The sequence below is a fragment of the Streptomyces sp. NPDC027663 genome (assembly GCF_055566415.1).
The window spans coordinates 37922-54176 of sequence record NZ_JBVHSK010000018.1 but is presented as its reverse complement, the minus strand read 5'-3'; the positions used below and the strand labels follow the sequence as shown (position 1 = coordinate 54176).

At 72.9% G+C, this 16255-nt stretch carries 15 protein-coding genes; 4 read left to right on the top strand and 11 right to left on the bottom strand.

From position 1 onward, the window contains the following. Nucleotides 1-127: 127 nt before the first annotated feature. Entirely contained in the window at nucleotides 128-574 is a 447-nt protein-coding gene (locus tag ACZ4SF_RS32935) for an Lrp/AsnC family transcriptional regulator (protein ID WP_468391860.1), read from the bottom strand. Between the two features lie 94 nt (nucleotides 575-668). Here ACZ4SF_RS32935 and ACZ4SF_RS32930 point away from each other — a divergent pair, with 94 nt between their 5' ends. Beyond that, entirely contained in the window at nucleotides 669-1145 is a 477-nt protein-coding gene (locus ACZ4SF_RS32930; RefSeq protein WP_468391857.1) for a rhodanese-like domain-containing protein, read from the top strand. A 48-nt stretch (nucleotides 1146-1193) separates the two neighbouring features. On the opposite strand, the gene ACZ4SF_RS32925 is transcribed toward ACZ4SF_RS32930, so the two are convergent. The 6 genes from ACZ4SF_RS32925 to ACZ4SF_RS32900 all read right to left on the bottom strand — a co-directional run bounded on the left by ACZ4SF_RS32925 (nucleotide 1194) and on the right by ACZ4SF_RS32900 (nucleotide 7504). After that, nucleotides 1194-2432: a cytochrome P450 gene (locus ACZ4SF_RS32925; RefSeq protein ID WP_468391854.1), complete on the bottom strand. Its 1239-nt coding sequence runs from the start codon at nucleotides 2430-2432 to the stop codon at nucleotides 1194-1196. 32 nt (nucleotides 2433-2464) lie between these two features. Then, nucleotides 2465-3856, bottom strand: coding sequence for an NAD(P)/FAD-dependent oxidoreductase (locus ACZ4SF_RS32920; protein WP_468391851.1), 1392 nt, complete (start codon nucleotides 3854-3856; stop codon nucleotides 2465-2467). Then, a complete protein-coding gene (locus tag ACZ4SF_RS32915) occupies nucleotides 3846-4094 on the bottom strand; it encodes a ferredoxin (protein ID WP_468392036.1) in 249 nt (82 codons plus the stop codon). Before ACZ4SF_RS32915 ends, ACZ4SF_RS32920 begins: the two co-directional genes overlap by 11 nt. 162 nt (nucleotides 4095-4256) lie before the next feature. Next, on the bottom strand, nucleotides 4257-4934 hold the full coding sequence (locus ACZ4SF_RS32910) for a hypothetical protein (protein ID WP_468391848.1): 678 nt from the start codon (nucleotides 4932-4934) through the stop codon (nucleotides 4257-4259). Between the two features lie 340 nt (nucleotides 4935-5274). Next, on the bottom strand, nucleotides 5275-6966 hold the full coding sequence (locus ACZ4SF_RS32905; protein ID WP_468391845.1) for a DUF885 domain-containing protein: 1692 nt from the start codon (nucleotides 6964-6966) through the stop codon (nucleotides 5275-5277). A 52-nt stretch (nucleotides 6967-7018) separates the two neighbouring features. Then, nucleotides 7019-7504, bottom strand: coding sequence for an Lrp/AsnC family transcriptional regulator (locus ACZ4SF_RS32900; RefSeq protein ID WP_468391842.1), 486 nt, complete (start codon nucleotides 7502-7504; stop codon nucleotides 7019-7021). Nucleotides 7505-7564: 60 nt separating this feature from the next. Between ACZ4SF_RS32900 and ACZ4SF_RS32895 the strand changes: the two genes are divergently transcribed. Then, entirely contained in the window at nucleotides 7565-8764 is a 1200-nt protein-coding gene (locus ACZ4SF_RS32895) for a trans-sulfuration enzyme family protein (RefSeq protein WP_468391839.1), read from the top strand. A gap of 81 nt (nucleotides 8765-8845) precedes the next feature. Here ACZ4SF_RS32895 and ACZ4SF_RS32890 read toward each other — a convergent pair whose 3' ends face one another. The 4 genes from ACZ4SF_RS32890 to ACZ4SF_RS32875 all read right to left on the bottom strand — a co-directional run bounded on the left by ACZ4SF_RS32890 (nucleotide 8846) and on the right by ACZ4SF_RS32875 (nucleotide 13876). Then, nucleotides 8846-10282, bottom strand: a complete 1437-nt coding sequence (locus ACZ4SF_RS32890; protein WP_468391836.1) for a GNAT family N-acetyltransferase — start codon at nucleotides 10280-10282, stop codon at nucleotides 8846-8848. Between the two features lie 293 nt (nucleotides 10283-10575). After that, on the bottom strand, nucleotides 10576-12162 hold the full coding sequence (locus tag ACZ4SF_RS32885) for an alkaline phosphatase D family protein (RefSeq protein ID WP_468391833.1): 1587 nt from the start codon (nucleotides 12160-12162) through the stop codon (nucleotides 10576-10578). A 133-nt stretch (nucleotides 12163-12295) separates the two neighbouring features. Continuing rightward, nucleotides 12296-13126, bottom strand: coding sequence for an alpha/beta fold hydrolase (locus ACZ4SF_RS32880; RefSeq protein WP_468391830.1), 831 nt, complete (start codon nucleotides 13124-13126; stop codon nucleotides 12296-12298). Nucleotides 13127-13222: 96 nt separating this feature from the next. Next, on the bottom strand, nucleotides 13223-13876 hold the full coding sequence (locus ACZ4SF_RS32875; protein WP_468391828.1) for an NADPH-dependent F420 reductase: 654 nt from the start codon (nucleotides 13874-13876) through the stop codon (nucleotides 13223-13225). A 122-nt stretch (nucleotides 13877-13998) separates the two neighbouring features. Here ACZ4SF_RS32875 and ACZ4SF_RS32870 point away from each other — a divergent pair, with 122 nt between their 5' ends. Next, a complete protein-coding gene (locus ACZ4SF_RS32870) occupies nucleotides 13999-14883 on the top strand; it encodes an RNA polymerase sigma-70 factor (protein WP_468391825.1) in 885 nt (294 codons plus the stop codon). A gap of 259 nt (nucleotides 14884-15142) precedes the next feature. Then, entirely contained in the window at nucleotides 15143-15904 is a 762-nt protein-coding gene (locus tag ACZ4SF_RS32865; protein ID WP_468391822.1) for a GntR family transcriptional regulator, read from the top strand. Nucleotides 15905-16255: the final 351 nt, after the last annotated feature.

Below are 16255 nucleotides of genomic sequence, written 5' to 3'. Positions count from 1 at the left end.
GGTGCGGTGCCTCGCGAGGCGGAGGATCTGCCGCGTACCGGGCGCACCCGGGTGATCCGGCGACGCGGCGAGGTGCCGTGCCGGGCGCCTTGGGCCCGGGCTGATCCGAACGACACCCCGTGGCGGCTCAGTGGCCCAGCGGGCGCCGGGGCAGCGGGGAGGAGTACACGACGCTCGTGGTCACCGAGCCCAGCGCCCCGATCTTCCCGGAGATCTCCTCCAGGTGGGACATCGACCGGGCGGCGACCTTGATGACGAAGCAGTCGTCGCCCGTCACATGGTGCGCCTCCAGGATCTCGGGCGTCGCGGCCACCAGGTCGTGGAACGGCTTGTAGTTGCCGTTCGGGTAGCGCAGCCGGACGAAAGCCAGGATGGACAAGCCGAGCCGCTCGGGGTCGAGCACCGCCGCGTATCCCTGTATCACGCCCGCCTCCTCCAGCCGCCGGACCCGCTCCGTGACGGCGCTCGCCGACATGGAGACGGCGCGCGCCAGCTCGGCGTAGCTGGCCCGCCCGTCGCGCTGGAGGACTTCGAGGATGCGCCAGTCGGTGGCGTCCGGGGAATACACGGTCATCCCGGATGGATAGCAGGGGAATCCCCGGCGGGGCAAGGGCAAGCCCGTGGATCTTCCCTTCAGGGAGCCGCCCGCCGGCCGTAGATTTCCAGTCATGATCGAAACGACTTCCGAGAACCCCGTCCTGCGCGTCGCCCCCGCCGCTCCCGCCGAGGCGGCCGCCTACTTCCGGGCGAGCCTCGCCTTCCACGCCGACGTCTCCGACGTGGCCGCCGCGCTCGCGGCCGACGGTGACCCCGGCTTCGTCGTCGTGGACTCCCGCTCCACCGAGTCCTGGGACCAGGGCCACATCCCCGGCGCCGTCCACCTGCCGACCGCGCTCATCCCCGAGCAGGCCGGACAACTCCTCGACCGGTCCGTGCCGGTGGTGACGTACTGCTGGGGTCCCGGCTGCAACGGCGCCACCCGCGCCGCCCTCGCGCTCGCCGAACTCGGCTACCAGGTGAAGGAGATGCTCGGCGGCTTCGAGTACTGGGCGCGCGAGGGCTTCGCCTACGAGACCTGGCAGGGCCCGGCCCGCCACGACGCCGACCCGCTGACGGCACCCGTGACGGGCGACTGCGGCTGCTGACGCCCGTCCCGCGCAGGTGCGGACCCCGGCGCAGGCGCTCTCAGCCGCTCAACGCAGCCCGTCGAAGGCGATGTTCAGATGCCGGGGGCCGCGCAGTACGGCGTTCGGCCGGTACGGCGGAGGGTCCTCGACCAGGCGCGGGTTCTCCAGCCGCCGGGCCAGCTCGGACAGCGCGAGCTGTGTCTCCAGCCGGGCGAGCGGGGCACCGAAGCAGCTGTGGATGCCGCTGCCGAAGCCCAGGTGCTGGATGTCCCCGCGGTCCGGGTCGAAACGCCCGGGGTCCTTGAACCGCTCAGGGTCCCGGTTCCCGGCCGCGATCATGAGCCAGATCCGCGAGCCCTTGGGGATGGTGACCCCGCGCACGTCGATGTCGGTGATGCAGGTGCGCTGCGGAACGATCTGCACCGGCGGCTCGTACCGCAGCAGCTCCTCCACGATGTTGACCGACAGGTGCGGGTCCTCCCGCAGCCGCTGCAGGACGTCCGGGTGGCGCAGCAGGGTGAGCATGCCGTTGGTGATGAGGTTGACCGTCGTCTCATGACCGGCGATCAGCAGCAGCACCGCGGTGCTGAGCACCTCCATCATCGTCATGGAGCCTTCCGGGCCGTCGCTGCGCACGAGGTCGGAGAGCAGGTCGTCCTGTGGTTCCTTGGTGCGCTGCTCGGCCAGCCCGGCCAGATACATGCCGAGCGCCATCCGCGACTCCTGCAGGGACTTCACGAACTCCTCGTCCGCACCCTGCCGGGCCCCGGGGTCGAGGCTCGCGACCAGTGGATCGACCCAGGCGCGGAACTTCGGCTCGTCGTCCCGCGGCACACCGAGCAGCCGGCAGATCACGGACACGGGGAAGGGGTAGGCGAACTGGTCGACCAGGTCGATCTGCCGGGCGTCTCCGAAACCGTCGATCAGGTGGGCGACGGTCGCCGCCATGTCGCCCCGCAGGTGGTCGACCCGGTCGGGCCGGTGGGGCGGCCCGAAACCGCTGTTGGCGATGCGCCGCAGCCGGTCGTGCTCGGGCGGGTCGAGGCGGAGGAAGGACGGCGGCAGTCCGCCCGTCTCCTCCGCCTCGTTCAGCGGGTCGCCTCCGGAGGCGGCCACGTTGCCGGCGTCGGAACTGACCCGCGGATCGTGCAGCAGGGCCTTGATGTCGTAGTACGAGCTGAGGACGAAAGGACCGCCCTCCTCCTCGTGCAGCACCGGGGTCTTGCGCAGCTCCTCGTACAGCGGGTATGGGTCGGCGCGGTTCGCGAAGTCGGTGATCCGGCGAACCAGCGAGGCTTCTGTCATGACAGGTCCTTGGACATCGGGCCGGGAGGCGGTCAGTGGCGGGCGGGGTGGAAGACCAGCTGCTGGTCGGCCGGCGAGTAGCCGCTCAGGGTCACCATGGGGCCGTGGGTCGGCAGGGACGGGTCCGGGAAGTCGGCATCCACCGGCTGCCGGCCCTCGGGACGCCGGTCCATCGTCGGGTACTCCACCGGGAACGGCGCGCCCTGCTCGATCTGCCGCTTGTAGAACTCCAGCCACCGCGTGTTGTCGAAGGTGACGGCGGCCACGACCCGGCCCTTGTGGCCGTAGACACCGACGAACCGGCGCTCCGCCAGCGACCCTTGCGTGATCATGAGCTGCTCGCCCATCGGCGGTACCCCGACCGACTTGATGTTCACGCCGAACATCGAGGACCAGAAGGCGGGCATCCACAGATGCGGACGCCGGTCGGCACCGTGGCAGATCATGTTGTGCGCGGCCGTCTCCGCCTGGGCGACGGCATTGCCCCAGTGCTCCAGCGACAGGAACTGGTAGCCGAACAGCGCGTGCGGGGAACGCGCCACATCACCCGCCACGAAGACGTCGTCCGTGACGATGCCCCGGAAGTCGAAGGCACGGCAGCCCGCGTCGCAGGCGATGCCCCGGGGGCCCGCCCCCAGCCCCGACCCGGCCAGCCACTCGGTGTTGCGCAGCGAACCCAGCGACACCACGACCACGTCCGCCTCGACGACGCTCTCGTCGGACAGATGGACCGCCCGTACCCGGCCGACCTGGTCCCCCTCCAGCGCGGTCACCGTGACATGGGTGCGCAGATCCACGCCGTTCTCGGTCGCGAGGTCGGCCGCGACCGCCCCGACGACCCCGCCCAGCGCACCCGCCAGCGGCGCGCCCGCACGTTCCGCCACGGTGACCGGGATGCCCATCTCGCGGCACGCCGAGGCGACCTCCGAACCGGCGAACCCGGCACCGATGACGAACACCCGGCGCGGCCCCGCCTTCAGCCGCTGCACGAGCCCGGCCGCGTCCTCACGCGTGCGCAGCAGGAAGACACCGTCCAGCCGCGCCTCCTCCTCCTTCGGCCAGGGCCGGGCGCGGACACCGGTGGCGATGAGCAGCCGGTCGTACTCCACCTCGTCCCCGTCGGCCAGCCGCACCCGCTTGGCCGTCAGATCCAGCCCGGCCGCCGCGACGCCGAGACGCCACTTGGCGTCGATCTCCCAGCGGTGCGGCAGCTCGGTGTGGAGCGGGGACGCCTTGCCCAGCAGCACGGACTTGGACAGCGGCGGACGGTCGTACGGCTCGTACGGCTCGTCACCGATCAGGGTCAGCTCACCGGCGAAACCCTCGGCGCGCAGGGTCTCGGCAGCCCGCAGACCGGCCAGCGAAGCACCCACGACGACGATCCGGCCCTCGCGCCTGAGCCATTCCAGGTGGTCAACGGCCATCGGAGGCCTCCCCGGCGGCACCGGCCACCGGCGCACCCCCGGCACCGTCCAGCCCGTCCGCCGTGATCGCCTGCACCGGGCACGCGGCGACGGCACGTGCCAGCCGCTCCCGCTGCTCCTCGTCCGCACGCGGGTTGTAGATCAGCGACTCCTCGCCGTGCATGGCGAAGACGTCGGGCGCGAGGAACGCGCACTGTGCGTACCCCTGACACTTGTTGAGATCGACGACGAGCCTCATCGACGCTCCGCCCTTTCCGGTGGCCAGGTCCGGCGTGCGCACCGCGGCATCCGCGGGCGGCTCCGGACGGCGGTCGTCCCCCGCTCGCCAGCATGCGAGCCGAGGCGGGGTGCCCGCGCGCGGGGCACGCCGATCGAGTGAGCGGCTCCCTGGAGCCGGCCGTCATCCGGCCGCCGCCGGCCGGGGCCGGTCGCGGCGGCGCACGCTGACGATGTGCAGGCTGAGCAGCAGCGACCACGCCGGGAAGACAAGCTCCGCCCAGGGCACGTTCGACGAGACGAAGAGCAGGACCAGGGCGCAGAGAAATCCCACGACGGTGAGCCAGCGCGGCAGGACGCCGAGGCGGTGGCCGATGACCGACATGGAGGACACGAAGACGGCCGCCATCCGCATGGCGAACTCCGTCATCAGCGCGTACGCCAGGTGGCGGCCGAAGTCCCAGGCGGCCGGCGGCGGCACCACACCGGTGGGGTGCTGCACCGCGAGCACGGAACCGGCCGATGCGGCGGCGCCGAACATCATGGCGGTGAAGACCAGCCCGCTGCCGAGGAAGACGGTGCCGAGGAACTTGTCCTCGACGGCACCGACGTGCGCGCGCACCGCGCCGACGAACCACAGGAACAAGATGCCCGCGAACGGCACGAGCGCGAGGGCCGCCCGCAGTGCGTTGCGCCGCCCGGAGTCCGTGAACGCCTGAGCGCCGGACGCGTCGGCTCCGTCCGGGAGCCCCAGCCTGACCAGGACGATCGCCGCCGCCAGGAGCAGCGCGAAGAGGACACCGGCGAGTCCCGCGGCGCGGGGTGCCTCCAGTGCCTGCTGTCCCGGCCCCTTCTCGTGCATGCCCGGCCCGCCTCTCGCTTCGGCCCCCGGGCACCAGCTAGCCGCTGTCGCCCGGCCGTCGCCAGCGGGAGGCGGCCGTACGGCCGAGTGGCGCGCGGTGCCGCGCATCGGAGGCGCGGAGTGCGGTACGGCGGGGCGGAGTGCGGTGCTGTTCCACGCGCGCCGGCGGGGTTGAGTGGGGTACGCCCCCCGTGCCGGCGGGCGGAGCGCGGTACAGCACCCCCGTGCCGGCGGGCGGAGCGCGGTACAGCACCCCCGTGCCGGCGGGGCGGAGTGCGATACGGCGAACCGCCCCGCCGCCGGCCGGGCGACGGGGCGGGACGGAGCACCGCTACGGGCGTCAGAGCCGGGACAGCTCGTCCACCAGATCGTCCAGACCCAGCGAACCCTGGGACAGCGCAGCCATGTGCCACGCCTTCAGGTCGAACGCGGCACCGTGCCGCTCGCGCGCCTTCTCCCGGCCCAGCAGCCACGCCCGCTCACCGAGCTTGTAGCCGATCGCCTGGCCCGGGATCGTCAGGTACCGGGTCAGCTCGCTCTCCACGAAGTCCGCCGGCCGGCTGCTGTGCGCGCCGAAGAACTCCTGCGCCAGCTCCGGCGTCCACCGCTCACCGGGGTGGAACGGAGAGTCGGCCGGGATCTCCAGCTCCAGGTGCATGCCGATGTCCACGATCACCCGGGCCGCGCGCATCATCTGCGCGTCCAGGTAGCCGAGCCGCTCCTCGGGGTCCTTCAGGTAGCCCAGCTCGTCCATCAGCCGCTCCGCGTACAGCGCCCAGCCCTCGGCGTTGGCGCTGACCCCGCCGATCGTCGCCTGGTAGCGGGAGAGGCTCTCGGCGACGTGCGCCCACTGCGCGAGCTGCAGATGATGCCCGGGCACGCCCTCGTGGTACCAGGTCGACACGAGGTCGTAGACCGGGAAGCGGGTCTCGCCCATCGTGGGCAGCCAGGTGCGGCCGGGCCGGGAGAAGTCCTCCGTCGGGGGCGTGTAGTAGGGGGCGGCCGCACCGCCGGGCGGGGCGATGCACGACTCCACCTTCCGCACCCGCTCGGCCAGGTCGAAGTGCGTGCCGTCCAGGTCCTCGATGGCCTTGTCCATCAGGCCCTGCAGCCATGCGCGGACCTCCTCCACACCCTCGATGTGCCGGCCGTGCTCGTCGAGGTGCGCGAGCGCCACCCAGGGGGTCTCGGCGCCGGGCAGGATCTTCTCCGCCTCCCGCTTCATCTCGCCGAGGAGCCGGTGGAACTCCGCCCAGCCGTAGGCGTACGCCTCGTCCAGGTCCAGGTCGGTGCCGTTGAAGTAGCGGGCCCAGCGCGCGTACCGCTCGCGGCCCACCACGTTCGGGGCGCCCTCGATCGCCGGCGCGTACACGTCCCGCAGCCAGTCCCGCAAGCTCAGCAGGGCGCCGGTCGCCGCACGCGCCGCCTCGTCCAGCTCCGCGCGCAGCGCCTCGGGGCCCGCTGCGGCGAAGTCCTCGTACCAGCCGCGGCCCGAGCCGTCCGTGTCCGTCCACTCGGTCAGCTGCCCGATGAAGGTCTCGGTGGGCCGGGGCGAGCCGAACAGCTTGCGCTCCAGGCCGAGTTCCAGTGACGCGCGGTAGCCCGCGAGTGCGTCCGGCACAGCACGCAGCCGCTGCGCGATCAGCGCCCAGTCCTCGTCCGACTGCGTCGGCATGATCGTGAACACGTCCCGCACCGCATGGCCGGGCGTGTGCATGTTGCCGACCGCGCGCAGGTGCTCGTCCGCGTCGAGGACGGCGAGTTCGGCGGTCAGCCGCTCGCGCAGCAGCCGTCCGCAGCGCCGCTCCGCGTCGCTCTCCGCGCCGGGCTGCCGCTCCGCCTCGTCCAGCCGGACGAGCGTGGTCCGGGCCAGCTCCGCGAGGGCCTCCTGACCGGCGGGCGAGAAGTCGGGCAGTCGGCTCGAACTCTCCCTCACACCCAGATACGTACCGGTGACCGGGTCGAGGGCGATGAGGTCGTCCACGTAGGCGTCGGCGACCTGACGGGGCAGCGGGCTCTTGGTCTCAGACATGCGGCCATCCTCGTACGAGGAGGATCTCCGCGTCACCCACGTACGGGGGGATTCAGCTCTGGGCGTGGACGGGCGGCAGCAGCGGCCCGCACTCCCACTGCTGGAAGATCAGCCGGGTCTCCACCCGGGCCACCTCGCGCCGCGACGTGAACTCGTCCAGCACCAGCCGCTGCAGGTCGGCCATGTCCTCGACGGCCACATGCACCAGATAGTCGTCGGGACCGGTCAGATGGAACACCGTCCGGGCCTCCGGCAAGGCCCTGATCCGCTCCACGAAGGGGCCCACCAGTTCCCGCCGGTGCGGTCTCACCTGCACCGACAGCAACGCCTGGAGCCCCCGCCCGAGTCTGGCCGGATCCAGCTGCAGCCGGTGACCGAGGATCACGCCCGAGCGGCGCAGCCGGGTCACCCGGTCCAGGCAGGTCGACGGTGCCACGCCCACCTGCGTGGCGAGATCGCGGTAGGTGGTCCGGGCGTCGTTCTGCAACAGGCGCAGCAGATGCAGATCGACCGGATCCAGTACGACAGATTCGGCCATTGGCCGAACGTAGCACGGTGTTCGATTCCAGTGAACCGTTCGATGTTCACCCTTCCGCCCATGGACACAGCCAGCACGGGTGCCTACAACGACGTACGCACCGCATCGAGAGCCCTGGCCACCGAGGCCGTGCACGCCGGCCGCGACGACCTCGCCCGCCAGGGCCTGCACGCCCCGCCGATCGACCTGTCCACCACCTACCCCTCCTACGACAGCCGCGCCGAGGCCGCCCGCATCGACGCGTTCGCCACCGACGGCGCCGACCCGGTGGGGCCGCCGGTCTACGGCCGTCTCGGCAACCCGACCGTCGCCCGCTTCGAGACGGCGCTCGCCCGCCTGGAGGGCACCGAGTCCGCGGTCGCCTTCGCCAGCGGCATGGCCGCGCTCAGCGCGGTCCTCCTCGCCCGATCGGCAATGGGCCTGCGCCATGTCGTCGCCGTCCGCCCCCTGTACGGCTGCAGCGACCACCTGCTCACGGCCGGGCTTCTCGGCACGGAGGTCACCTGGACCGACCCGGCCGGCATCGCCGACGCCGTGCGCCCGGACACCGGTCTGGTGATGGTCGAGTCCCCGGCCAACCCGACCCTGGCCGAACTCGACCTGCGGGCCGTCGCGCACGCCTGCGGCTCGGTCCCGCTGCTCGCCGACAACACCTTCGCCACGCCCGTGCTGCAGCGCCCGGCCGAGCAGGGCGCCCGGATGGTGCTGCACAGCGCCACCAAGTACCTCGGTGGGCACGGCGACGTGCTGGCCGGCGTGGTCGCCTGCGACGAGGAGTTCGCGGGCCGGCTTCGGCAGATACGATTCGCCACCGGTGGTGTGCTGCATCCGCTGGCCGGCTATCTGCTGCTGCGCGGCCTCGCCACCCTGCCGGTACGGGTGCGGGCCGCCTCCGCGAACGCAGCCGAGCTGGTGCGCCGGCTGGCCGACGACCCGCGCGTGGCCCGAGTGCACTATCCGCGGCTCGGCGGCGCGATGATCGCCTTCGAGGTGCACGGCGACCCGCACGAGGTCATCTCCCGGGTCCGGCTCGTCACCCCCGCGGTGAGCCTGGGCAGCGTCGACACGCTCATCCAGCATCCCGCGTCCATCAGCCACCGCATCGTGGACGCCGAGGACCGGCGTGGGGCGGGCGTGAGCGACCGGCTGCTGCGGCTGTCCGTGGGCCTGGAGGACGTGGACGACCTGTGGTCCGACCTGGACCAGGCCCTGGGCGAGCGAACCCGCCGCCCGCAGCCGCTGCGGGAGGCAGTGGCCTGAGGACGGGCGCCGGGCGCGGGGGGCTCGGCGCCGTTCGCGGTGGCCGGTGCGCCGGGCAGGGCGGTCGGGTTCGGCGTCGGGTCAGTCGCGGCGGGCCGGGCCGCTCACCCGGTGGCGGTCGGTGTCGTGCGGGGAGCGCTGGGCCGCCGGGGCCGCGCCGAGGCGGGCCGTGATGACCAGCGTGCCCTCCTCGATCTGGTAGTCCAGGGGCAGGCCGAGGCCGCGCATCGCGGCGACCATGCCGGTGTTGGAGGCCTGCGTCACGGCGTACACGCTCTCGCAGCCGGCCTCCACCGCCATCGCCACCAGCCGGCCCAGCAGTTCGCCGCCGATGCCCCGCTGCTGCCAGTCGTCCTCGATCAGCAGCGCGACCTCGGTCTCGTCGCCGTCCCACAGCAGATGACCGAGCCCGACGATCCGGCCGGACGCGGTCTGCGCGGCCAGCGTACGGCCGAAGCGGGGGCTGAGCAGATGCCTCAGATAGCGGTCCGCGTCGCCGACCGGGCCGTGGTAGCGCAGGCCCAGGGTGCGCGGCGAGCACCGATCGTGCATCGCCCTGGCCGCGGCCAGGTCCCCGGTGTCGGCCCGGCGCACGGTGATGTCGTTGCCCTCGGGCAGGGTCAGCACGTCCTGGCCGCGGGGAATGCGCGGTCCGAGCCGGCTGTCCAGTTCCACCAGCGCCCGGGCCCGCGCGAACTCGGTGGGCGTGAACGGCAGGTGAGGCCGCTCCACGGTGAGCACACCGCCCTCCGGCGCCGGCAGCCGCATCAGGGTGTCCTCCAGGACGCCCTCGACCGGCACCGGTTCCGGTCCGCGCCCGCCACCCGCCGGGCTCCCGGGCAGCGTGCGGATCGTGCAGCGGCCCAGCAGCTGGCGCAGCGCCAGCGGCAGTTCGGCGGCGTCCAGAGCGGTGCGAGCGGCGAGGCCCAGCACCCGGGTGGGGGCGTCGACCAGGTCGTGGGCGTCGGCCCGCTCGATCCAGGTGGCCGTGCCCCCGGCCAGCGCGACGGTCCGGGTGATCTCCGCCGCCGCCAGCGCGCCCGGCGCCCGCAGCAGGAACTCGTCCACGGTGCCGTCGGCCAGCGGGTGCGTCTGCAGGCTCAGGATGTCCACTCGCTCTTCGGCGAGCGCCGTGCACAGGGCGGCCAGGGAGCCCGGCTCGTCCTTCACCGTCGTCCGCAAACGCCACAGCGCGCCGGCGACCTGCACGGCGGCGGACTGCTCGGACGGCCCGGCCGGCCGCGTCGGGGCGGCCTTCCGGGCGCCGGTATCGCTCACCGGCGGTGCGTGTCCGTGGCGGCGTGACCACCACACGTGGAAGCCCGCCGTCGCGGCCAGCGCGAGCGCCGAGATCATGAGCAGGGCCGGTCCGTCCGGCCCGTGCCCGATCAGGTTCGCCACCGCGTCCGCCACGGCGACGGCCGTGAAGAGCGCGGCGAGTTCGACGACGTCCCGCCGCCAGTGGTGTACGGGCCGTCCGTGCTTCGCCCGGGTCACATCAGACATCTCTGGAGTCATGCAACCACTGTGAAGCAAAGGTGTTGCGTGATCACGAACTGATTGTGACCGATGGGTAAAGCATGCTTCCGTCCTTTTTCTCGCGATTTACGCGGTGGCAACGCGGCAGTGTTCCGGCGGAATCCAGGCGGCCGGCTCTCCGGCAAGGGCGTCCCGCAGGCGCCGAGCCCGGGTGACCGGCCGGGAAGAGCCGCGGCGTGCCGCGGTCACCGCCAGGTGCGGCTCCTCCCCGTGTGCCCCGGACCGCTCGGCCTGAACGCCACGGAACCCCGGAAGGACCCGCGCCCGTCGTCCTACTGGCCGACGCGGCCCGGCTGCAGCGTCCGCGTGAACAGCACGGTGCCGTCCTGCTCGCGCAGCCGGACCGTCAGCTCACCGCTGTCCCCGTCGATGTCCACCTCGCCGAAGAACTGGTAACCACCGGCGGGCGACACGTTCGACGCGGTCGGCGCCTTCACGAACACCCGCTCCGGGCCGAAGGTGCCGTCCAGTGCTGCGGCCGGGAACGCACCGGCGTTGAGCGGCCCGGAGACGAACTCCCAGAACGGCTCGAAGTCGGTGAAAGCGGCCCGGGACGGCTGGTAGTGCTGGGCAGACGTGTGGTGGACGTCCGCCGTCAGCCACAGCGTGCCGGTGATCCGCCGGTGCTTGATGAACCGCAGCAGCTCCGCGATCTGCAGCTCACGGCCGAGCGGGTCGCCCGGGTCGCCCTGGGCCACCGCCTCGAAGTTCGGCTTGTTCTCCATCGGGTCCGGCACGACGAGCCCGAGGGGCATGTCGGCGGCGATCACCTTCCACACCGCGCGCGACCGGGCCAGCTCCCGCTTGAGCCACTCCAGCTGCTCCCGGCCGAGGATGCCCTGCGGGTCCACGGTCTGGTCGTCGGTGGAGTTGGCGTTGCGGTAGGTCCGCATGTCCAGCACGAACACGTCCAGCAGCGGGCCCTGGTGCAGCACCCGGTGGACGCGGCCCTCCTTGGCGCCGGGACGCAGCGTGGAGACGGGGAAGTATTCGCTGAACGCCCGCCGGGCGCGCGCGGCGAGGACGTCGATGCTCTTCTCGGTGTACCGGGTGTCCGTGGAGGCGATGACCTCACCCGGGTACCAGTTGTTGCGCACCTCGTGGTCGTCCCACTGGACGACCGAGGGCACCTGGGCGTTGAACCGGCGCAGGTTCTCGTCGAGCAGGTTGTAGCGGAAGTTGCCGCGGTACTCGGCAAGGGTCTCGGCGACCTTCGACTTCTCCTCGGTGGTGATGTTCCGCCAGGTGCCGCCGTCGGGCAGCGCCTGGGTGGAGCCGATGGGTCCGTCGGCGTAGATGTTGTCGCCGCTGCACAGGAAGAAGTCGGGGTCCAGCTTCGCCATGGCGTCGTAGATCCGGTAGCCGCCGCGGTCGGGGTCGATGCCCCAGCCCTGGCCCGCCAGGTCACCCGACCACAGGAAGCGCACGCCGTCCCGGCGGCGCCGGGAGACCGTGCGGAAGGTGCCGGTCACGGGCTCGCCGGTGCGGCGCGGGTCGTCCGGGTCGGCGAGCAGCACGCGGTAGTGGATCTGCTCGCCGGAGGGCAGCCCGTGCAGCCGCGTGGTGCCGGTGAAGTCCGTGCCGGGGCCCAGCAGCGGGCCGTGCCATCTGCGCGGGCTGCGGAACGACTCGGTGGCCGAGGTCTCCACGATCATCCGGGCGGGCCGGTCCGCACGCACCCACACCAGGCCGGAGTCGGCGGTGACATCGCCCGTCTGCACGCCCCAGCCCGCTCCGGGGCGTCCGGAGCGGGCGAAGGCCGGGGCCGCGCCGAGGCCCACGGGCAGGGTCAGGGCCGCCGACGCGGCGAGGGAGCCGCGCAGTACGCTGCGGCGGCCGGGGAACGGACGGTGGGACATGGCTGCGCCTCCAGGGACGGGATCCGGCCGGTGTGCAGAGCCACACCTACTGGGGCGCTGCGGCGCGCACGCAAACCACGAGTGAACAACCGGCCGTGCCTGGGGTCGGTTGACGGGCCGTCGGAATCCTGGCTCAGCGGCTGCCGTCCAGGATGACCCGTGCGACCAGCGCCGGGTCGTCGTTCATCGGGCAGTGGCCGCAGCCGGGCAGCCGGACCAGCCGGGCATGCGGGATGAGCTGTTTGGCCCGGATCCCCTGGCGGCGCACGAGCAGCCGGTCCCGGGTGCCCCAGGCCACCGTGACCGGCAGACCCGGCAGGTCGTCGGTGAACCGGACGGTGGTGCCCGCCCGCAGGGTCGCCTCGAAACCGGTGGCCCCCACGAGCGCGAGCGTCTCGGCGACCACCGCCTCGGGGGAACGCCGCGTGGGCCGGGCGTAGATGGTGCTCGTGAGCGCGGTCCGGCCGGCCGCCGTGCGCGCCAGCCGCTCCACCAGCGGCAGCGGGAGGCGCTGGGCGATGCCCCGCATCGCGAGCAGAACCGTGAAGGCGTACCGCCGCTCGGCCTCCGTCCAGAAGCCCGCCGGCGAGAGCGCGGTGACCGACCGCACGAGCTTCTCCCGGCCCAGTTCCAGCGCGAGCAGGCCGCCCAGGGAGTTGCCGGCTATGTGCGGGCGCTCCAGTTCCAGGGTCTCGAACAGGCCGCCGAGCACGGAGTTGGTGGTGGGCAGGTCGTAGGCCAGGCCGTCGGGCAGGCCCGGCGACGCACCGAAGCCCGGCAGGTCGACGGCGATCACGTCACGTTCGGTGGCGAGGATGTCCACGACCGGGTCCCAGGCCTGCCGGTGGTGGCCGATGCCGTGCAGCAGGACCAGCGGTTCGCCGCGGCCCACGCGCGCGTAGGACACGGTCACATCGCCCGGGCCGTGCGGGGTGGGGACCTTGAAGGAGACGGTGGCGGACATGAGGTGCTCCTCGTGTGGGCTGCTGACGGACGCCGTAGACAGCTTGTCAGCAATTGCTACCGACGGGTAGCCCCGGGGCGCGCCGCCGTACGGCCCTCACACCGCCCGCCGCACCTCGATGTTGAATTCGGGGCTGCCGAAGCGCCCGAACATGGTGAGCCACAGCGGCAGATACATCTCCACCGCGCGCGCCGCGCGGATGCCGCCCAGGTCCAGCACCCGCCCGGCCGGCCACCCGAACTCCACGAGCAGCTCCGTCACCTGCTCCTTGGCCCGCGCGTCCTCCCCGCACACGAACACGTTGTGCTCGCCCGGCACCAGCGCCGGCTTCACCATCACCTGGCAGTTCACGGTGTTCAGCGTCTTCACCACGCGCGTGTGCGGGAACGCGCGCTGGATCCGCTCGCCCACGCTGTCCGACTCGACAGGGTCCAGGCGCGGCTGCTCGTCCTCGAACACCAGCGGGTTGGAGACGTCCACCAGCACCTTGCCGTCCAGGTGCTCCGCGCCCGTCGCCCGCAGCGCGTCCAGCGCAACCGGGCCGCCCACCGCGTTGACGACCACCTCGCCGGCCGCTGCCGCCTGTGCGAACGTCCCCGCGTGCGCCCGCCCGGCCGCCGCGGTGGCCCACTCCACAGCCACCGGATTGTCCGCTGTCCGCGACCCGAGGGTCACCTCGTGCCCCAGCTCCAGCAGTCTGCCGCCCAGCGTGCGGCCCACCTCGCCCGTGCCCAGCACCCCGTACCGCATCGGCCACCTCCAGGTCGCCGGCCGCCGCCCGCCGACGGTCCGCGGTCATTGTGATCCGGACCGCTCCCGGACCCGGTCATTCCGGGTGGACACCGGCAGGGCGTGTCGGATGGGATGGGGCGGTGACCGCCGACCCCGCCACGGACGTCTTCGAAGAGCACCGGCCCCTGCTCATGGGTGTCGCCTACCGCATGCTCGGCCGGGTCGCCGACGCCGAGGACGTGGTTCAGGACGCCTGGCTGCGCTGGTACCACGCCGACCGGACGGAGGTCCGCGAACCGGGCGCCTACCTCGTGCGCATCACCACCCGCCTGGCCATCGACCGGCTGCGCCAGGTGCAGTCACGCGGCGAGGCGTACGTCGGGCCGTGGCTGCCCGAGCCGTGCCGCACCGACTTCGGCGACACCGCCCCGGACTCCGCGGACCGCGCCGTGCTCGCCGACACCGTCTCCCTCGCCGTCCTGGTCGTCCTGGAGTCGCTGTCCCCGCTGGAGCGCGCGGTCTTCGCGCTCCGGGAGGCGTTCGGCTACCCCTACGCCGAGATCGCCACGCTGCTGGACCGCGGCGAGCCGGCGGTGCGACAGCTCGCCGGGCGGGCCCGCCGGCACGTCGCGGAGCGGCGCCCGCGGTACGAGGTCGACCCCGCCCGGCGCCGGGACCTGACGAAGCGTTTCCTCGCCGCCGCGGCCGAGGGCGACCTGGAGGGGCTGATGTCCCTCCTCGCCCCGGACGTCCGGCTGGTCGGAGACAGCGGCGGCAAGGCCAAGGCACCGCTGCGCACCCTGCACACCGCCGACAAGGTCGGACGCTTCCTCGTCGGCGCCGCCCGCAGACAAGCGTCGGCCCTGTCCTTCCGGCTCCTGGAGGTCAACGGCGGCCCCGCCCTGCTGGTCCTGGCCGACGACAAGCCCGACAGCCTGTTCCAGCTGGACATCGCCGACGGCCGCATCACCGCCGTCTACATCGTCCGCAACCCGGACAAGCTCCAGCACCTCACCGGCAACTGAACCGAGCCGCCCCCGGAGCCCCCGCCACCACGGCGGTGGTTTCGCCGTACGTCGGCGACTTTGCCGCGATGTCACACGGACCGCCGTGCAAGAACGCCCCGTGAACGCTCCGCGGCAGGTCGCCCGCGCGTTCATGACGGGACCGAGGATTGGTCTTGACCAAGGGTGGTGACCGCCCTATGGTCGCAGATAAGTGCAACAACCTTTAATAAACAAGGGCGCTAAAAACCGCCGGACCACGGCTCTTGCGGAGGACAGGGTGGGGACCACGCAGCTGGAATCGGTACCGGAACCGAAGTACTGGCATCTCAAGACCGTGCTCACCGAGGCACTCGACTCAGAGTTCTCGGTCGGCGAGATCCTGCCCAACGAGCGCGACCTCGCGGCCCGTTTCGGCGTGGCCCGGGCCACGCTCCGCCAAGCTCTCGAACAGCTGGAGCTGGAAGGCCGCTTGCAGCGCCGCCGCGGTGTGGGCACCACCGTCGCGCCCCCGCGCGTGGGCGTGGCCGTCGGCACCCGACAGCACGCCTGGCCCGGCGCCGCCGGAGACGCCTGGCATTCCGTCGACTGCGCCCAGGCCGCGCCGCCCGCCGCCGTCGCCGCTGCCCTGGAGACCGGCACGGACGAGCCCGTCCACATCGTCCGCCGCTCCCGCATGTCCCACGGTCAGCAGGTCGCCACCGAGCTGCTCTACATCCCGGCGGCTTCCGTGCCCGGCCTGACCGCGATCGACACACCGTCCGGCCCGGCACGCGCGCGTGCGGTGCTGCGGGAGCTGCAGCACCTGCCGCTCGAGGGACAGGACCGCGCCGTCGAGCTGGGCTCCGCGCGCGCGGAGGACGCCAAGGAACTCGACCGGCTCCCCGGCTCACCCGTCCTCGTCGTCACCACCCGCTTCGTCGTCCAGGGCCGCACCGCGGCACTCTCGGTGGCGACCTACCGCGCCGACACCTGCCGGCTGACCTTCGGCGAATCGGCGGGCGTGGAAATACACCACGACCCCGAACGCCAGGCCTCCTGACGAACAGTGCGCCCCGGCACCACCCGGGGCGCACGCCCGCAACCCAGGCCCCCGCCGACTCCCCAGGGGCGCGGCAACTGCGCGCCCAGCCCCAACACCGCGGCACTGCTGCGACACTCGCCCCCGGCGGGCCGGTACGCCGACGCACTCCCGCTCGCAACCGAGGGCGCCGCCGACTCCCCAGGGGCGCGGGGAACTGCGCGCCCAGCCCCAACGGCGCGCACTGCTACGACACTCGCCCCCGGCACGGCGATACGCCGACGCACTCCCGCTCGCAACCGAGGGCGCCGCCGACTCCCCAGGGGCGCGGGGAACTGCGCGCCCAGCCCCAACGGCGCGCACTGCTACGCG

Coding starts and splice junctions, on each gene's coding strand:
- ACZ4SF_RS32935 (WP_468391860.1), bottom strand. CDS start 574: ATGACCGTGTATTCCCCGGACGCCACCGACTGGCGCATCCTCGAAGTC.
- ACZ4SF_RS32930 (WP_468391857.1), top strand. CDS start 669: ATGATCGAAACGACTTCCGAGAACCCCGTCCTGCGCGTCGCCCCCGCC.
- ACZ4SF_RS32925 (WP_468391854.1), bottom strand. CDS start 2,432: ATGACAGAAGCCTCGCTGGTTCGCCGGATCACCGACTTCGCGAACCGC.
- ACZ4SF_RS32920 (WP_468391851.1), bottom strand. CDS start 3,856: ATGGCCGTTGACCACCTGGAATGGCTCAGGCGCGAGGGCCGGATCGTC.
- ACZ4SF_RS32915 (WP_468392036.1), bottom strand. CDS start 4,094: ATGAGGCTCGTCGTCGATCTCAACAAGTGTCAGGGGTACGCACAGTGC.
- ACZ4SF_RS32910 (WP_468391848.1), bottom strand. CDS start 4,934: ATGCACGAGAAGGGGCCGGGACAGCAGGCACTGGAGGCACCCCGCGCC.
- ACZ4SF_RS32905 (WP_468391845.1), bottom strand. CDS start 6,966: ATGTCTGAGACCAAGAGCCCGCTGCCCCGTCAGGTCGCCGACGCCTAC.
- ACZ4SF_RS32900 (WP_468391842.1), bottom strand. CDS start 7,504: ATGGCCGAATCTGTCGTACTGGATCCGGTCGATCTGCATCTGCTGCGC.
- ACZ4SF_RS32895 (WP_468391839.1), top strand. CDS start 7,565: ATGGACACAGCCAGCACGGGTGCCTACAACGACGTACGCACCGCATCG.
- ACZ4SF_RS32890 (WP_468391836.1), bottom strand. CDS start 10,282: ATGACTCCAGAGATGTCTGATGTGACCCGGGCGAAGCACGGACGGCCC.
- ACZ4SF_RS32885 (WP_468391833.1), bottom strand. CDS start 12,162: ATGTCCCACCGTCCGTTCCCCGGCCGCCGCAGCGTACTGCGCGGCTCC.
- ACZ4SF_RS32880 (WP_468391830.1), bottom strand. CDS start 13,126: ATGTCCGCCACCGTCTCCTTCAAGGTCCCCACCCCGCACGGCCCGGGC.
- ACZ4SF_RS32875 (WP_468391828.1), bottom strand. CDS start 13,876: ATGCGGTACGGGGTGCTGGGCACGGGCGAGGTGGGCCGCACGCTGGGC.